General features: G+C 65.6%; 11 protein-coding genes and 1 pseudogene. 4 read left to right on the plus strand and 8 right to left on the minus strand.

Translation table 11 applies throughout. The features are described from left to right. The 4 genes and pseudogenes from J5M67_RS17920 to aguA all read left to right on the plus strand — a co-directional run. Positions 1–607: pseudogene (locus tag J5M67_RS17920) on the plus strand (glutamine synthetase); the annotation flags it as partial. Positions 608–846: 239 nt separating this feature from the next. Beyond that, entirely contained in the window at positions 847–1908 is a 1062-nt protein-coding gene (locus J5M67_RS17925; RefSeq protein WP_207886690.1) for a polyamine ABC transporter substrate-binding protein, read from the plus strand. Between the two features lie 49 nt (positions 1909–1957). Further along, positions 1958–2599 carry a TetR/AcrR family transcriptional regulator gene (locus J5M67_RS17930; RefSeq protein ID WP_207886795.1) on the plus strand — a complete coding sequence of 214 codons (642 nt, stop codon included), beginning with the start codon at positions 1958–1960 and terminating at the stop codon, positions 2597–2599. 267 nt (positions 2600–2866) lie between these two features. After that, a complete protein-coding gene (gene aguA / locus J5M67_RS17935) occupies positions 2867–3976 on the plus strand; it encodes an agmatine deiminase (protein ID WP_207886691.1) in 1110 nt (369 codons plus the stop codon). 211 nt (positions 3977–4187) lie between these two features. Here the strand turns inward: aguA and J5M67_RS17940 are convergent, their stop codons facing one another. From J5M67_RS17940 to J5M67_RS17975, 8 genes are all read right to left on the minus strand, one after another. Continuing rightward, positions 4188–5546: an OprD family porin gene (locus tag J5M67_RS17940; RefSeq protein ID WP_207886692.1), complete on the minus strand. Its 1359-nt coding sequence runs from the start codon at positions 5544–5546 to the stop codon at positions 4188–4190. 829 nt (positions 5547–6375) lie between these two features. Next, complete coding sequence (locus tag J5M67_RS17945) at positions 6376–7497, minus strand: polysaccharide biosynthesis/export family protein (RefSeq protein WP_207886693.1); 1122 nt, start codon at positions 7495–7497, stop codon at positions 6376–6378. A 42-nt stretch (positions 7498–7539) separates the two neighbouring features. Further along, positions 7540–8940 (minus strand): undecaprenyl-phosphate glucose phosphotransferase, encoded by a 1401-nt coding sequence (locus J5M67_RS17950; RefSeq protein WP_207886694.1) that lies wholly within the window; start codon positions 8938–8940, stop codon positions 7540–7542. A 38-nt stretch (positions 8941–8978) separates the two neighbouring features. Then, positions 8979–9854 carry a glucose-1-phosphate thymidylyltransferase RfbA gene (gene rfbA, locus J5M67_RS17955; protein WP_207886695.1) on the minus strand — a complete coding sequence of 292 codons (876 nt, stop codon included), beginning with the start codon at positions 9852–9854 and terminating at the stop codon, positions 8979–8981. 37 nt (positions 9855–9891) lie between these two features. Next, a complete protein-coding gene (locus tag J5M67_RS17960; RefSeq protein ID WP_207886696.1) occupies positions 9892–10983 on the minus strand; it encodes a glycosyltransferase family 1 protein in 1092 nt (363 codons plus the stop codon). A 31-nt stretch (positions 10984–11014) separates the two neighbouring features. Beyond that, positions 11015–13645 (minus strand): hypothetical protein, encoded by a 2631-nt coding sequence (locus tag J5M67_RS17965; RefSeq protein WP_207886697.1) that lies wholly within the window; start codon positions 13643–13645, stop codon positions 11015–11017. Further along, positions 13614–14849 carry a glycosyltransferase family 4 protein gene (locus tag J5M67_RS17970; RefSeq protein WP_207886698.1) on the minus strand — a complete coding sequence of 412 codons (1236 nt, stop codon included), beginning with the start codon at positions 14847–14849 and terminating at the stop codon, positions 13614–13616. Before J5M67_RS17970 ends, J5M67_RS17965 begins: the two co-directional genes overlap by 32 nt. Next, positions 14846–15844: a glycosyltransferase gene (locus J5M67_RS17975; RefSeq protein WP_207886699.1), complete on the minus strand. Its 999-nt coding sequence runs from the start codon at positions 15842–15844 to the stop codon at positions 14846–14848. Before J5M67_RS17975 ends, J5M67_RS17970 begins: the two co-directional genes overlap by 4 nt. Positions 15845–15846: the final 2 nt, after the last annotated feature.

Consider the following 15846-nt stretch of genomic DNA (forward strand, 5'->3'; position numbering starts at 1 on the left):
GCCCTACCCGGGCCAGGCTGGCAACGGTCTGCACGTCCACGTCTCGCTGCTCGACAAGGACGGCAAGAACATCTTCACCAGCGAGGATCCCGAGCAGAACGCCGCGTTGCGCCACGCGATCGGCGGTGTGCTCGAGACCCTGCCGGCGTCGATGGCCTTCCTCTGCCCGAACGTCAACTCCTACCGCCGCTTCGGTTCGGCCTTCTTCGTGCCGAACGCACCGAGCTGGGGCCTGGACAACCGTACCGTCGCCCTGCGCGTTCCCACCGGCGCACCGGAAGCGGTTCGCCTGGAGCACCGCGTGGCCGGCGCCGACGCCAACCCGTACCTGCTGCTGTCCGCCGTATTGGCCGGCATCCACCACGGCCTGACCAATCAGGTCGAGCCCGGTGCGCCGATCGAAGGCAACGCCTACGAGCAGCTGGAGCAGAGCCTGCCGAACAACCTGCGCGACGCACTGCGCGAGCTGGACGACAGCGATGTGATGAACAAGTACATCAGCCCCGAGTACATCGACATCTTCGTCGCGTGCAAGGAGCACGAGATGCAGGAGTTCGAATATTCGATCTCCGACCTCGAGTACAACTGGTATCTGCATACCGTCTAAGTGGTGAATGAAACGCCGGCCCGAGTGCCGGCGTTTCTTTGTGCCTCTGGCACACCCTGGGGGACAGCGACATCGCAACGGCGAGGAGGGGCGCCGTGGCAACCCACACCCGCCTTTCCCTGGTGCTCGCGATGCTTCCATCCCGCCCGTCCGGGCGTGCATCGCACCTGTCGTCTTTGCTGTTGCGCCATCAGCGGCTCCGGCCGCATCCGCATGTGGTCAAATCAGGGAGATCGCCAATGCCACGCCTGTACGCCTTGATGTTGTTGCTGCTGTGCCCGTTGTCCGGATGGGCCGACCAGGTCATCCGTGTCTACAACTGGAACGACTACATCGCGCCCGAAGTGCTCAAGGACTTCGAGAAGGACACCGGCGTTCGCGTCGAGTACCACACCTACAGCACCGACGAAGAACTCCTCAAAGCTCTGGAAGCAGGCGAACACATCGACGTCGCCGTCCCCTCGCACAACGACCTGCCCGCGCTGATCCGCAAGAACCTGATCCAGCCGCTGGACTTCGCCAAGCTCCCCAACCGCAGCCACCTGGACAGTCAACTGCTGAGCAAGCTGGCCGCGGTCGACCTCAACAACCGGCATGCCGTGCCCTACCTGTGGGGCGCAGTGGGCCTGGCGATCAACGAGCCGGAAGCCGAGAAGGCCTTCGGCGGCAAACTGCCCGACAGCTGGAGCCTGCTGTTCGACCCGCAACAGAGCCAGCGCCTGAAGAGCTGCGGCATGAGCCTGCTGGACGCGCCGGACGAAGCCTTCTCGGTGCTGATGAACTACCAGGGGCGCAACTTCGCCCGCAGCGCACCGTCGCAGATCCGCCGTGCCGGCGAGGCGCTCACCCAGCTGCGCCCGAACCTGCGCTACATCGACAGCGAGCGCTATATCCAGGACCTCAACAGCGGCAAGCTGTGCGTCGCCATGGCCTGGGTCGGCGATGCGCTGAACGCCGCCAACGCCGGTCAGCCGGTGCGCTTCCTGGTGCCGCAGGAAGGCTCGGTGCTGTTCATCGACAACCTGGTGATCCCCACCGCTGCCGAGCAGCCGGACCTCGCCCACAAATTCATCGACTACCTGATGCAGCCCAAGGTCGCCGCGCAGATCACCGCCGCCACCCTCTACCCCAACGGCAACAAGGACTCCGCACAGTTCCTCGATGCCGCCCTGCGCGAACAGCCCGGCCTCTATCCCGACCAGGAAACCAAGCGCCGCCTGTTCGCCCTGGAAACCGCGCCGGAGAAGACCGCTCCGGTGATCACCGAACTCTGGGGCAAGCTGCGCGCCGGTGGCGGCTGACTTGCCGAGCGCCCCGGAGCTGACGTCCAATAGCCGACCCGCTCCGGAGATCGACATGCCCTCCCCCACTCGCAAGCCCCGCGCCAGCAGCCAGGCGCGCATCGCCGTGATCCTCGACGCCGCCCGCGCGCTGCTGGCCGAAAGCGGCGCGGCGAGCCTGTCGATCTATGCGGTGGCCGAGCGCGCGGGCATTCCGCCCTCCTCCGTCTACCACTTCTTCCCCAGCGTGCCGGCCCTGCTCCAGGGCCTCACCAGCGACGTCCATGCCGCCTTCCGCGCCTGCCTGGAACAGCCCGTCGACCACGGCGCCCTGCGCGACTGGCGCGACCTTGCGCACCTGGTCGAGCAACGCACCCTGGCGGTGTACACAGGCGACGCCGCCGCACGCCAGCTGATCCTCGCCAGCCACGGCCTCGCCGAAGTCACCCAGGCCGACAGCCAGCATGACGTGCAGCTGGGCGCGGCGATGCGCCAGCTGTTCGAGCGGCATTTCGAACTGCCGCCGCTGCCGCAGGACATCGAAGTGTTCAGCCTGGCCATCGAACTGGGCGACCGCGTCTACGCACTTTCCGTGCAGCGCCACGGGCAGATCACCGAACGACTGGCCGAGGAAGGCATGCGGGTGATCGATGCCTACCTGTCGCTGTACCTGCCGCCCTGCTTGCCGAAACGGCCCGTACCCCTGCCTTAAATCGATTTTTATCCGATAAATATCCCGATAGGTGGGCGTATTTTTTCAAAATCGCCCTTCATAAATCGATTTTTATCGGCTATAAATTCTCCCAACCAGGGAGACGCCCGACGCGCCGCCGCGACTACCGGCCTATACTGGCCCTCTTGCAACGCTCGACGGCGACGCCCTCCCGACTGACACAACCCACTGCGTAGGATGGGTGGAGCGCATCGATAAGTATCGGCTTGCGCACCCTTCTGCGAAGCACTAACCAAGGATCGCCCCATGACCACGCTGACCAGCACTCCCCGCGCCGATGGCTTCCGCATGCCGGCGGAATGGGAACCCCATAGCCAGACCTGGATGGTCTGGCCCGAGCGTCCGGACAACTGGCGCCTGGGCGGCAAGCCCGCACAGGCCGCCTTCAGCGCCGTGGCCCGCGCCATCGCCCGCTTCGAGCCGGTGACCATCGGCGTCTCCGCCGGTCAGTACGAGAATGCCCGCGCCCAGCTGGCCGACGCGAGCAACATCCGCGTGGTGGAAATCAGCAACGACGACGCCTGGGTACGCGACACCGGCCCGACCTTCGTCACCAACGACAAGGGTGAAGTGCGCGGCGTGGACTGGACTTTCAACGCCTGGGGCGGCCTGGAAGGCGGCCTGTACTTCCCCTGGCACCGCGATGACCAGGTGGCGAGCAAGATCCTCGGCATCGAGCGTTGCGCCGGCTACCGCACCGAAGGCTTCGTGCTCGAAGGTGGCTCGATCCACGTGGATGGCGAAGGCACCGTGATCACCACCGAGGAGTGCCTGCTCAACCACAACCGCAACCCGCACCTGTCGCGCGAGGAGATCGAAGCCAACCTGCGCGATCACCTGGCCATCGACACCGTGATCTGGCTGCCGGACGGCCTGTTCAACGACGAGACCGACGGTCACGTCGACAACTTCTGCTGCTACGTTCGCCCCGGCGAAGTCCTGCTGGCCTGGACCGATGACGTCAACGACCCGAACTACGCGCGCTGCCAGGCCGCCATGCGTGTGCTGGAATCCGCCCGCGACGCCAAGGGTCGCCAGCTGACCGTGCACAAGATCGTCATTCCCGGCCCGCTCCATGCCACCGAGGCCGAGTGCGAAGGCATCGACATGGTGATCGGCACCCAGCCGCGCGATCCGTCGATCCGCCTGGCCGGTTCCTACGTCAACTTCCTGATCGTCAACGGCGGCATCATCGCCCCGCGCTTCGACGACCCGGCGGATGCCGAGGCCGAAGCCACCCTCAAGCGCATCTTCCCCGAGCATGAAGTGGTCATGGTGCCGGGCCGCGAGATCCTCCTGGGCGGCGGCAACATCCACTGCATCACCCAGCAGCAGCCGGCGCCGCAGAAGCGCTGATTCGCCGAAGCAAGAAAAAAGGCCGTCGTTCCCACCGGAGCGACGGCCTTTTTCATGCGCAGCGGATCACCTTGCAGGAGCGAGCTTGCTCGCGAACCACCTCACAACGGGACTTGTTCGCGAGCAAGCTCGCTCCTACGAAAAGCACGAAGCGCAGACATGAAAAAGCCGCCGCCCTCGCGAGGGCGGCGGCTTCCATAAACTGCGGGGCTTAGAGCAGCGGGATGGTGTAGCTGACGATCAGGCGGTTCTCGTCCTGGTCACGCTGGGTCGCGGTGCCCTTGCCGCTGACCGGCAGGCCGCTGCGCAGGGCAGCGTTCTTCCAGGTGAAGCCCAGGCCCTTCAAGTTGCCGTCCGGGATCACGTAGGCCAGGGAGATGTCACGTTCCCATTCGCTCTTGTCGCCGTACTTGGTGTCGATGTTGTCACCGTGCAGGTACAAGGTCTGGAAGGTCAGACCCGGCAGGCCGGCCTGGGCGAAATCGTAGCCATAACGGACCTGCCAGGTGCTCTCGCCGGCGCGCAGGAACTTGCCGATCTGCACGTCGGTGATCAGGTAGGCGGTGGCGCCGTCGCCGTTGTTGATGAACGGGAAGTCACTGTCGCCGCTGAGCTGCTGGTAGCCGGCGCCGAAGCTATGGCCGCTCACGGTGTAGGTGAACAGGCCGCTCCAGGCGCGGTTGTCGACTTCGCCCTTGGTCACGCCGTTGCCGTAGTAGCCGGTGGTGTAGAAGTTCTTGTCGTGGCCGTTCTTGCCGTCGTCGCTGCTGTTGAAGTAACGCAGGTCGGATTTCAGCACGCCCGGACCGATCGCCCAGTTGTGCTGCAGACCGAGGAAGTGCTGCTTGTAGAAGTCTTCCAGGTTGCCGTAGTAGTACTGCAGCGTCAGGTCCTTGGTCAGCTTGTAGTCGGCGCCGCCGTAGTAGAACTTGTTGACGAACTCGCCGGTGCGGGCGTTGTTGGCGCCGGCGATGGACAGCCCCTCGTTGTTGCTGGAGCTGCGGCCCTTCATGTGTTCCAGCTGACCGCCGATCAGGGTCAGGTCCTTGAACTCGTTGGAGGTCACCTGGCCGCCATCGAAGGTCTGCGGCAGCAGTCGGCCGTCGTTGTAGGTCACCACCGGCAGCTTCGGCAGCAGGGTGCCGTAGCGCAGCTCGGTAGCGGACACCTTCACCTTGCCGGTGGCGCCCAGGTGGGAGAAATCATCCACCGCGCGGCCATCGCTGTCGGTGGGGAATACAGTCCCGGAAAAGTTCGAGCTGGTTGGGTTGTAATGTGTGCCCTTGCCGCTGTCGAGACGCACCCCGAGCAGGCCCAGCGCATCGACGCCGACGCCGACGGTGCCTTCGGTGTAGCCGGAGGTGTAGTTGAGCAGGAAACCCTGGCCCCACTCTTCCTGCTTGCTCGGCGCGGCGGTGCCGTTGCGGTTGTCGGTATTGATGTAGAAGTTGCGCAGAGTGAGGCTGGCCTTGCTGTCCTCGACGAACCCGCCGGCGAAGGCCGACTGGGCCAGGCCCGCGGCAGCGATGGCGAGCGCCAGGCTCGATTGCGTGAGAGTGCGGCTTTTCATTGGAATTTCCCCATTTATTGTCTTGGAAAACAGGCCATTCAGCGCGACAGCTGACTCCCCCGGAGCCCAACCGAACGGCAAGCAGAGGCCACGGCGCGTACGTGCGGACACGCGCGGCAACGGTTATTCAGTGGTGAAGCAACGCTCCCCTAGGCAGGGGTGATGCGCAGGCAAGCAGGCGGGAAGGCAATAGCTGAAAGGGAGGGCATGGTCTGTTCTCGTGTCTTGTTGTCGTGGCGATGCACTGGGCATGCGTCACTGGCTAGGCAATCCCCAGGCCAACCGGCCTTGCCTGCCAAATCCCCCGTCAAATCTGACGTTCAGACTTGCCAGCGGATATTTTCCTCCAGACCACTAAGCGGGAAACCGCCACGAACATCGCCCATCCTGGCGAAAAACCGCCACCCCAACCGCATTTGCCAGTCGTCCTCGCGACAGCGCAGGGGCAACGATAAAAGAAGCTCTATAAATCAAAAAAGAATTAATTATTACTATGTAATTCCTATATGGAATATAGAGTAGCGCGCCGCACCCTTGCGGGACTGCTCCTCTGACGAGGTACCCCCACTGGCTGAAGGGGCTGGTTGAAGGTTTCCAGGGACGGAAAAAAAAGAAACCCGCCCGTGCTGCAACACGGGCGGGTTATGGGCATTGCTAGGGGATGCCCAAGAAAATGCAGAAACACAGTGCTGAGTTCTGCTTGTCCGAAAGAGCGTGCACAACCCTGTGCAACCCGGCGGATGGTCTCCAGCCGGGCACCCGGCCGTCCATGTGGCCAGTCCGATTGCAACGTGCGAATTTTCCCTTCGGGCGAGGCATCCGCCTCCGGTTACTTGTGACCGACGGTGGCGCTGGTGCCAATGAAGGATGCCGATGGCAGCAGTTGGCTGATGAAGCGGTTCCACCGGGTGATGTTGGCCGGACCGATGAACACCACGTCCTGGGGCTGCATGGCGAAGTCACGGGCCAGGGCGAAGGCCGTGGGTTTCTTCGCTTCCAAGTGGAAGACCTGTGCCGTGAGGGCACTTTGACCGCCATTGGCGCCCGGCTGCAGGTCGCCGGCGCGGATCACGTAGACAGCATCGGCGTCGGAGGTTTCCTGGCTGAGACCGCCCGCGTTGCCCAGCACTTCCAGCAGGCTCAGGCCAGTGGTGCGGTAGGTCACCACGGTCGGCTGGTGCACCTCGCCGACGATGTAGACTTTCTTGCGGTCGTTGTACGGCAGGTGGATCTGGTCGCCGTTCTTCAGATAGACGCCGCTCAGGCTGGAGCCGCTGCGGTTGAGCGCGTCGACGTCGATCAGGTATTCACGCCCGTCGCGCTTGAGGGTCAACCCCGAGAGGTCCGCCTCGCCGGCCACCACGCCGGCCTTGCTCACCGCCTGCACCAGCGTCGTCGGCGTGTTGTTCAGTTCCACCTGCCCACCGTTCTGGAAGGCCCCGGACATCACGATGTGCTGGCTGGCATAGCGCAGCACGGTCACGTCCACCTGCGGGTCGACGATGCCTTTCTTCGCCAACCGGCTGGCCAGTTGTCCCCGCAGTTGCGTCGGCGTCTTGCCCGCCGCCGCCACGGTGCCGGCGTAGGGGAAGAACATATTGCCGTCGGCGCCGACCACGCGGCCGTTGGCTTCCATCTGCTGCGTCGAGCCGGGGCTGGTCAGTTCCGGGTGATCCCAGACGGTGACCAGCAGCACGTCCCCTGCGCCGATCACGTACTCGCCCTGCTGCGGCCTGTAGCTGAGCAGTTCCGCCGGCAACTGCTGATTGGCACGGGCCATGTCCTGGCTTTGCAGCACCTGCGGGGTGATGGGGACGAGGGTGATGCGCATGCCCTGGTCCCGTGCCTCTTTCTCGATATCGGAGTCCGTCATGTGCTGACCGGGGGAAAATACACAGCCTTGTAGCGTCAGACTGCCGACAACAAGACCGATCACGAACAGAGTTTTCATGGTGATCATTCCTTGAAGCAGGGTGTTGATAGGGGGACTGCCTCAGAACGCGTTGCGGTTGACGAAGCCCTTGAAGAGGGTCAACCCAACGATCTTCAGGTCCCACCAGACGGACCAGTTCTCGATGTAGTCCAAGTCGAACTCGATGCGTTTCTGCATCTTCTCCAGGGTGTCGGTTTCCCCACGCCAGCCGTTGACCTGGGCCCAGCCGGTGATTCCCGGCTTGACCTTGTGCCTGAGCATGTAGTGGTTGACCTGACGGCGGTACTGCTCGTTGTGGGCGACCGCATGGGGCCGCGGCCCCACCACCGACATTTCGCCGCGCAGCACATTGATGAACTGCGGCAGCTCATCCAGCGAGGTGCGTCGCAGGAACGCGCCCAGCCGGGTGACGCGGCAGTCGTTGCGCGAGGCCTGGATCACCTGCGCGCCATCTTCCATGACGGTCATGCTGCGGAACTTCCACACGCGGATCGGCCGGCCATCCATCCCGTATCGGGTCTGGCGGAACAGCACCGGGCCGCGCGAGGTCAGCTTGACCGCCACGGCGATCAGCAGCATCGGCACCGACACCAGCAGCAGGATCAGCGAGGCGAGGACCACGTCCTCGATGCGCTTGAGCACCGCGTTGGGCCCGTCCATGGGGGTGTCGAAGATGCTGATGGTTTCCAGGCCGTTGATGCTCTCGCTGCGTGCATGCAGCAGGTCGAACATGAACAGGTCGGGAATCAGGTAGACCGACACCGTGGTGTCGGAGAGTTCGCGAATCAGTTCGTTGAGCAGCGGCTCGCGGGACAGCGGCAGGGTCAGGTAGACCTTGTCGATCTGCCCACTGCGCGCCGCCTCGATCAGCGCCAGACGCCCGCCCTTGACCGGCACCCGCTCCTCCAGCGCCATCTGCTGTGGACGGTCGTCGTAGAAGCCGACCAGGCGCAGGCCCATCCACGGCGCTTCGAGGATGGTCGAGGCCAGGTGCGCGCCAACTTCCCCGGTACCGTAGATGGCCACGTTGCGGCTGTTGAAGCCATGCCGGCGCGCCAGGCGCAGGAGCATGCGCAGCAGCAGGCGGTAGGTGCACATCACCAGCAGCGCGGTGGCGAACCAGGCCAAGCGGCGCGCATCGATGACGATGCCGTGGCGCAGCGCCGCGTCCAGCAGCAGCACGGCGAAGAAGGTCAATGACCAGTAGCTGGTGACCAGCAGCGACTCGCGCAACATCGACTCGCCCCGCCAGGAGCCATAGAGCCGGTTGAGCTCGCCCAGCCAGTGGAACAGCATCACGCACAGCAGGACCGACACCCAGACGCGGGCATCCGGCATACCGCTGCCGTCGCTCAGGAGAATCGCCCCGGACAGGACGATGACCAGCAGATCGAGCAGACGGTGAGCCAGCGCCAGGAGGGACTGGTTGGCCCGCAGTATTCCCTTGGAATGAATGGACATGGAAAACCTCACGGCGCCCGGATGGGCGGCGAGCAGGCTCAGGGCCGGGCATCGCGCAGCAGTTGCTGCAGGTAGCGGCCATAGCAGGTCTTGCCCAGACGCTCGGCCTGCAGGGCCAGGCCCTCGGTGGACAGCCAGCCCTGCTGGAAGGCGATTTCCTCCAGGCAGGCGACCTTCAGCCCCTGCCGCGCCTCGATGGTCTGGACGAAGTGGCCGGCCTCCATCAGCGATTCGTGGGTGCCGGTGTCCAGCCAGGCGAAGCCGCGCCCGAGCAGGCTCACACGCAACTCGCCGAGTTCGAGGTAGAGGTTGTTGATGTCGGTGATCTCCAGTTCGCCCCGCGCCGAGGGGCGGATCTGCCGGGCCATCTCTACCACCCGGTTGTCGTAGAAATACAGCCCCGTCACCGCGTAGTTGGAGCGCGGCACCCGTGGTTTTTCCTCGATGGAGAGCACGTTGCCGGCGTCGTCGAATTCCACCACGCCGAAGCGTCCGGGATCGGCCACCTGGTAGCCGAACACGGTGGCGCCGCGCTCGCGCGAGGCGGCCTCGCGCAGGGTCGCGGTGAAGCTCTGGCCGTAGAAGATGTTGTCGCCCAGCACCAGGCAAACCGAGTCGTCGCCGATGAACTCCTCGCCGATCAGGAAGGCCTGTGCCAGGCCGTCCGGCGAAGGCTGCACTGCATAGCGCAGGTGCAGGCCGAACTGCTCGCCGCTGCCGAGCAGTGCGCAGAAGTTGGGCAGGTCGGTAGGGGTGCAGATCAGCAGGATCTCGTCGATACCGGCGAGCATCAGTACCGACAGCGGGTAGTACACCATCGGCTTGTCGTAGATCGGCAGCAGTTGCTTGGACACCCCGAGGGTAATGGGGTGCAGGCGGGTGCCGGAGCCTCCGGCGAGAATGATGCCTTTCATGGGAATTGCCTTCGTGGGGCGGCAGCCGGAAACCGGGCTACTCGAGCGGTCTGAAGCGCGGCAGATAGTCCGCGCGTTCGGCTAGAAAGGAGTCGATGAGGGTGGAAAGACGCAGGGCGGAAAGGTCCCAGGAGAAGCGCAGGACGTTCTCCAGCCCGGCGTTGCGCAGGCTGGCGCGCAACTTTGCGTCCCTCAGCACGTGGCGCATCGCCGCGGCCAGGGCCTGGGTATCGGTGGGGTCGAAGTACAGCGCCGAGGTGCCCAGCGCTTCGGGGATCGACGCACTGCGCGCGGCGATCACCGGGCAGCCGCAGGCCTGTGCTTCCAGCGGCGGTATGCCGAAGCCTTCGTACAGCGAGGGGAAGACGAAGGCCGACGCCCCCCGGTACTCGTCGATCAACTGGCGGTCTTCGATTCGCCCGAGCCAGCGCACACGCTCGCTCTGCCCGCTGGACTGCAACCGGTTCTCGGCGAAGCTGCGGCCGGCGGAGCCGACGATGTGCATGTCGACGTCCAGGTCATGCAGCAGGTCGAACGCCTCGATCATCCGCGCGAAGTTCTTGTGCGCCGCCGGCGAGGACACCGCCAGCAGATAGGGCCGCCCGCCCATGGCCACGGGACCTGGGCAGAACGCGGAGGACACCGCGTTGGCGATCACATGGATGCGCTCGCGGGGGAAGTGGTAGTACGAGGCGATCTCCTCGCGGGAGAACTCGCTGACGCTCACCAGCGCCAGCACCCGCCGCAGCATCAGCGGGGTCAAGGTCCGGTACAGCGCGCGAAAGCGCCATGCATAGCTCTCCGGGTGCCGCACGTAGGCAATGTCGTGGTGCGTCGCCAGTTGCGGGCCGTAGGCCAGCGGCGCGGTATTGCCCAGCGACACCAGCAGCGGCCGTCCGTTGCGCAACAGCCACAACGGCAGGTCGACCTGCTCCCACAGGTGCCCACGGTTGCGCCCGATGCGCTCGACATGCAGGCGCCGGGCAACCTCCTCCCGCGGCAACGGACCGGGCGGCGCGACGAAGCGCACGTCGCCGCGCAGGCGCGCCAGCGACAGCGAAATCTGCTCGGCGAAGCGCTGTACGCCGCTGATTTCCTGGGACAGGAAGCGCGCATTGATAACGATCATGGAAGCCCTCTCGCGCGTCGTCGCGCCGCACTCAGCGCAGCGACAACTGGTAGCCCGGAGCGCTGCGCAGCAGCGTCGGTGCGTTATCGATAAGGATCTCGGCCTGGCAGGGACCGCCGCTTTCGGGGCAGATCCAGGGGACCTTCCGGCCCTGGCGGTCGCTCACGCCGTCGAAGTCCCGCAGGCGCCAGAGGGTGTCGGAATGGCCCGGCTGGCTGGTGACCTTCAGGGTCTGCTCGCGGCCCAGGGTCCAGGCCACCAGCACTTCGTCGCCGGCCTTGGCGAAGCGCATCAGGTAGACGTTCGGGTCGGCATTGGGCACCCGGCCGAGGAAGCGGTAGTGGCCGATGATCCCGGCCACGCTGGCCATCGCGTGGTAGGCCGGCTTGGGCCGGCCATCGGCGGTGAGCAGGCCGAAGTTATGCTCCATTTCGCGGCGGTCGATGCCGTCGTCCACCAGGTCGTACCACCAGGAGCCCTTCACGTTGGGCACGCTGCGCACCAGCACGTAGGCACGCGCGAGATAGGCAGCCTGGCGTTCAAGGCTGAGCCCGCACCCCCCTTCGTTGGAGGGCCAGCTGAACTCGGTGAAGTACAACGGCACCGGCTTGCCGGCACTGCGCTCGAACTGCTGATTGACCCCCTGGAACCACGCCAGCCAGTTCTCCGGGGTCGCCAGTGCGCCCTCGCAATACACCGAGGGGTGCAGCGACAGACCGTCCACCAGGTCCAGCAACCCACCGGCGAGCAGACGGTCGGCGAAGCCCTCGCGGATACCCCGCAGGGTCACCGCACCGGCGATGATCCGGGCCTGCGGGTCCTCCTCGCGGATCGCTTGGGCGGTAGCGCGGATCAGGGTCAGGTAGTCGTCGCTGAAGCGCTTGTCGGTGGGGTTTTCCACATCCCATTCGTTCCAGATTTCGTAGATCGCCACCTGTCCCTTGAAGTTGCGCACCACGTAGCGCACGTAGCGCAGGTAGGCGGCGCGGGAGGCTTCGTCGCGCGGCTTGCCATTGCCGTGGAACTGGTTCTCCACACCCAGGATCAGCAGGGTGCTGATGCCCAGGCTGCGGGTGCTGCGCAGTTGCGTGCGCCAGGTGTCGTAGATGGACAGCACGTTGGGCTCGCGCTCGACGCTGGACCAGAAGGCATCGTCGCGGAAGGACAGGATGCCGGCCTGCTGCGCCAGGCGGTTGATGGCCTCGCGATTGCCCGGACGCATGTTCTGGTGCGTGCTGGCGCCGACGATGAACTCCGGCGCAACCGGCTCGGCCACCGGCGTTGGCGTCTCATTGGCCAGCGCACGGGGCACCGGCCCTGCCCAGGCGAACAACAGCAGCCCGCCCAGCAGCAGGCTCATCAGTTCGCCCTTGCCCTGCAGACGCCAGGCCTGGGGCGCCGGCGGCGTGGCCAGCTCTTGCGGTGAGCGCACTGCCCGGCCGATGGCCAGGCCGAGGAACAGGCTCGGCACTTGCGCCTCCAGCACGTCGCTGGTCCAGCCCATCAGCAGGATGCAGTAGGTGATGCCCAGCAGCGCGCGCGCCTCGCGCCCCGGCTGGAGTTGCAGGCGCATCAGCAGCGGAATCGCCAGGGCGTAGAGCCCGACGCCGGCAACACCGAACAGCAGCCAGAGATAGAGCAGCGTGTTGTCCGATACCGCCAGCTGGTCGATGCCGAACACCGGGAACTGCGCGAAGGCGCTGCCGGTCATGCCCAGCCCGGCGCCGGTGAAGGCCCAGTCGTTGACCATCATCACCCTGATCACCCCCGGCCAGGTGTTGACCAGGCGATCCACCATCGAGCCGAGCAGGTTTTCGCTGCTGGAGCTGGCCAGGTACGGCTCGACATCGCCGAACAGGCCGTAGAGCGGCAGCGCCAGCGCGCCGAATACCACCATCAGTACGGCCAGCAGGAACAGCAAGCGGTGCTGGGCAAGGTTCATCACCAGCAGGACGATGACGAAGGCAACGGCGGAGGTCTTGTTGGTGGTCAGGACTATCCCCACCAGCGCGACCAGGTAGATCACCCAGCGCAGCAGCATCGACAGACGGAACGAGCCCAGGTACAGGCTGAAGATCGCCAGCATGATCGCCAGCGCCGAAGACATCCGCGAAAAGCCGGCGATGCGGTCCAGGCCGTAGGCACTCCAGGCGCGGTTGGCGCTGATCTGTACGCCGCCCATGGCGTAGGTGTAACCCTTCCACGGCACGTGGCCGGTCATGTCCAGCGCGATCCCCCCCAGCGAGGCGACGAGGCAGAAGAAGATCGTCCAGCCCAGCACCTTGCGGTGCATCTCGAGGTAGGGACCGCAGAGCAGGCCGAACAGCAACGGCGCATAGATGAAGATGCTGAAGGCCCCGGCCTGCGCAGATGCGCCATGCAGCAGGCCGAGCATCAGGGAGGCCGCCGCCAGTATCAGCAGCAGCCACAGGCCCCGATGCTGCGGACGGGTGAACAGCTCCCAGGCCACCGCGACCACACAGCCCGCCTTCGGCACGTAGATCAGCGCCGACAGCCCGACCTGATCGCTGTAGAAGCGCAGGGCCCCGTTGAAGGTCTCCACCAGCAGCACCGAAATCACCACCGCCAGCGCCAGCAGCGAGCGGTCGAAGGTGATCCCGGCCGTGGGCTCAAAGCGCGGATACGGCGATTGCAGATCCATGACGAACTCCACGGCTGAGCAGGGTGCGCTGCAGGACGGTTTCGTACTCATCGAGCATCCTCTCGATGCTGAGCATCGATGCGACGCTCTCCCGCGCGCGGGAGGCCAGGCGCTGGCGCAGCGGCGCATTCTCGGCAAGACGGCGGATCGCCTCGCCCAGCGAGTCGGGGCGTTCCGGCGAGCAGTGCAGGCCGTTGAGCCCGTCGCGGACGATCTCGACCAAGCCGCCACGGGTCGAAACGATCACCGGCAGGTGCTGGGCGCAGGCCTCCAGCGCCACCAGGCCGAAGGATTCCGGCCCGATACTGGGCACCACGGCCACGTCGATTTCAGAGAAGAAAGCAGAGGAATTGCGATAGCCGACGAAGTGCACGTGCTGCGGGTCGGCGACGGATTTCAGCATGTTCACGTAGGTCGCCTCACCGCGTCCGGCAATCAGCAGCGAGGCGTCCAGGGACTGCTTCTGGAACTGTTCGATCAACCACTCCACGCCCTTGTTCGGGGTCAGCGCGCCGATGAAGCCGAAGCGCAGCGGACGACGCTCCGGCAGCGGAGCCGGCGTCTCCTGCCAGGGGGCGAACGGCGCGCAATTGTAGACGACGTAGCGCTGGCTGTAGGCGAAGTAGCCCGCATCGACCAGGGCCGCCAGCTGGTAGCGGCTGACGCCGACCACCGTGTCGACCTGCGCCGACGCCTGTGCATGGGAGCGTCGCAGCAGTGCGCAGGAGGTGCATTGCTGCTGGCACTGCCGGCCATTGTGGAAACGCATCCCGCGCGGGCAGGTGAGGTACTGGTCGTGCAGGACCTGCACGATGGGCACCCCGGCCGCGCGGACCGCGTCCCAGGCGGCGATCGACCAGCCCGCCAGGTTGTGGCACACCACGAGGTCAGGCTCGCTCTGCGCCAGCACCTGCGCCAGCACATCGCGCATGCCCCGGTTGTAGCGGTCCAGCGCATGCCAGGCGAGCCGCCGCAACATGCCGGGACGCTGGCCGCCGTACGGCCAGTAGAGGTTGCGCAGGCCGGCGCGCAGCACCGGCACGCCATTGTGCGATTCGCTGTGCAGGCCGGCGTCAGGCCCCGTACTCAGGACCTGCACCGCATGACCGCGCCGCTGCAGGCCCTCGACCATGGACTGCACTATCACCTCCGCGCCGCCGACGATGTGCGGGGCATAGAGGGTGTTGAGGAACAGGAGCTTCATAGCGGATAGCTCTGGCTCATGCCCAGCGTGCCGGACTCGCCGTCACGAATGGCGCGCAACAGCAGTTGCAGGCGACCTTCGCGGCCGTGCCGGTGGGCGAAGAAGTGCAGCAGGCGCAGGAACAGCCAGCGATTGAAGCGGTACATCAGGGGCGACGTGATCCACAGGTTCTTGTCGAACCAGGCCTGGTTGCGCGCGGCGTAGTAGGCGCGCAGGTCGGAGCTGCCGAGCAGGTAGGTTTCGTAGATGTTGGAGGTGCGCTGCTTGAGGTTCCAGGAGCGCTCCAGGTCATCCAGACCGGCGCCGGGCACCAGGTACAGATGGCCGCCGCCGGCGCTGATGCGGAAGGTGTACTCGGTGTCGTCGGCATACAGCACCAGCTCGCGACGCGGCAGGCCGATGCGCTCGATCAGCCGACGGTGCGCCAGCAAGCCGCCGTAGTAGGCGAACGGCAGCTCCAGCAGCGGCTCCATGGGGCGCGGATGGGGCTTGCCCCAGGGCGTGCGGCGCCAGAGTTTGTAGGGCAGCTGGCGCACATGGAAACCGAAATAGCTGGAGCGCGGCGGCGTGAGGAAACACTTCGGCACGCCGGCGGCCACGTCCGCCTGGTGCTCCGCGCGAAAGCCCAGCACCGCGGTCTGGTCCGCCCCATGGCGTTGCACGCAATCGAGCAGGCGCTGCTTGAGCAAAGGGAAGGCCCCCGGCATCGGCGCGTTGTCGTCGTCCATCAGCCAGATGTAGTCGCAGCGGGTATTCAGCGCCGCGGCGATGCCCACGCAATAGCCATTGGCCGAGCCGGTATTGCTGCTGAGCTCGATCACCTGGACGCGATTGGGCCAGAGCTTGAACAGGTGGTCCAGCTCGGCCACCGAGGCATTGCTGACGACGATGGCACGGGCGATGTCGGGCTCGCGAAAGGCCCTTGCCAGCAGCTCCTCCAGGTACTTCAGGCGATCGCCATAGGTCAGCGTCACCAGGACAGTCGATCCACTCATGA

The organism is Pseudomonas sp. 30_B, assembly GCF_017491605.1.
Classification (GTDB): domain Bacteria; phylum Pseudomonadota; class Gammaproteobacteria; order Pseudomonadales; family Pseudomonadaceae; genus Pseudomonas.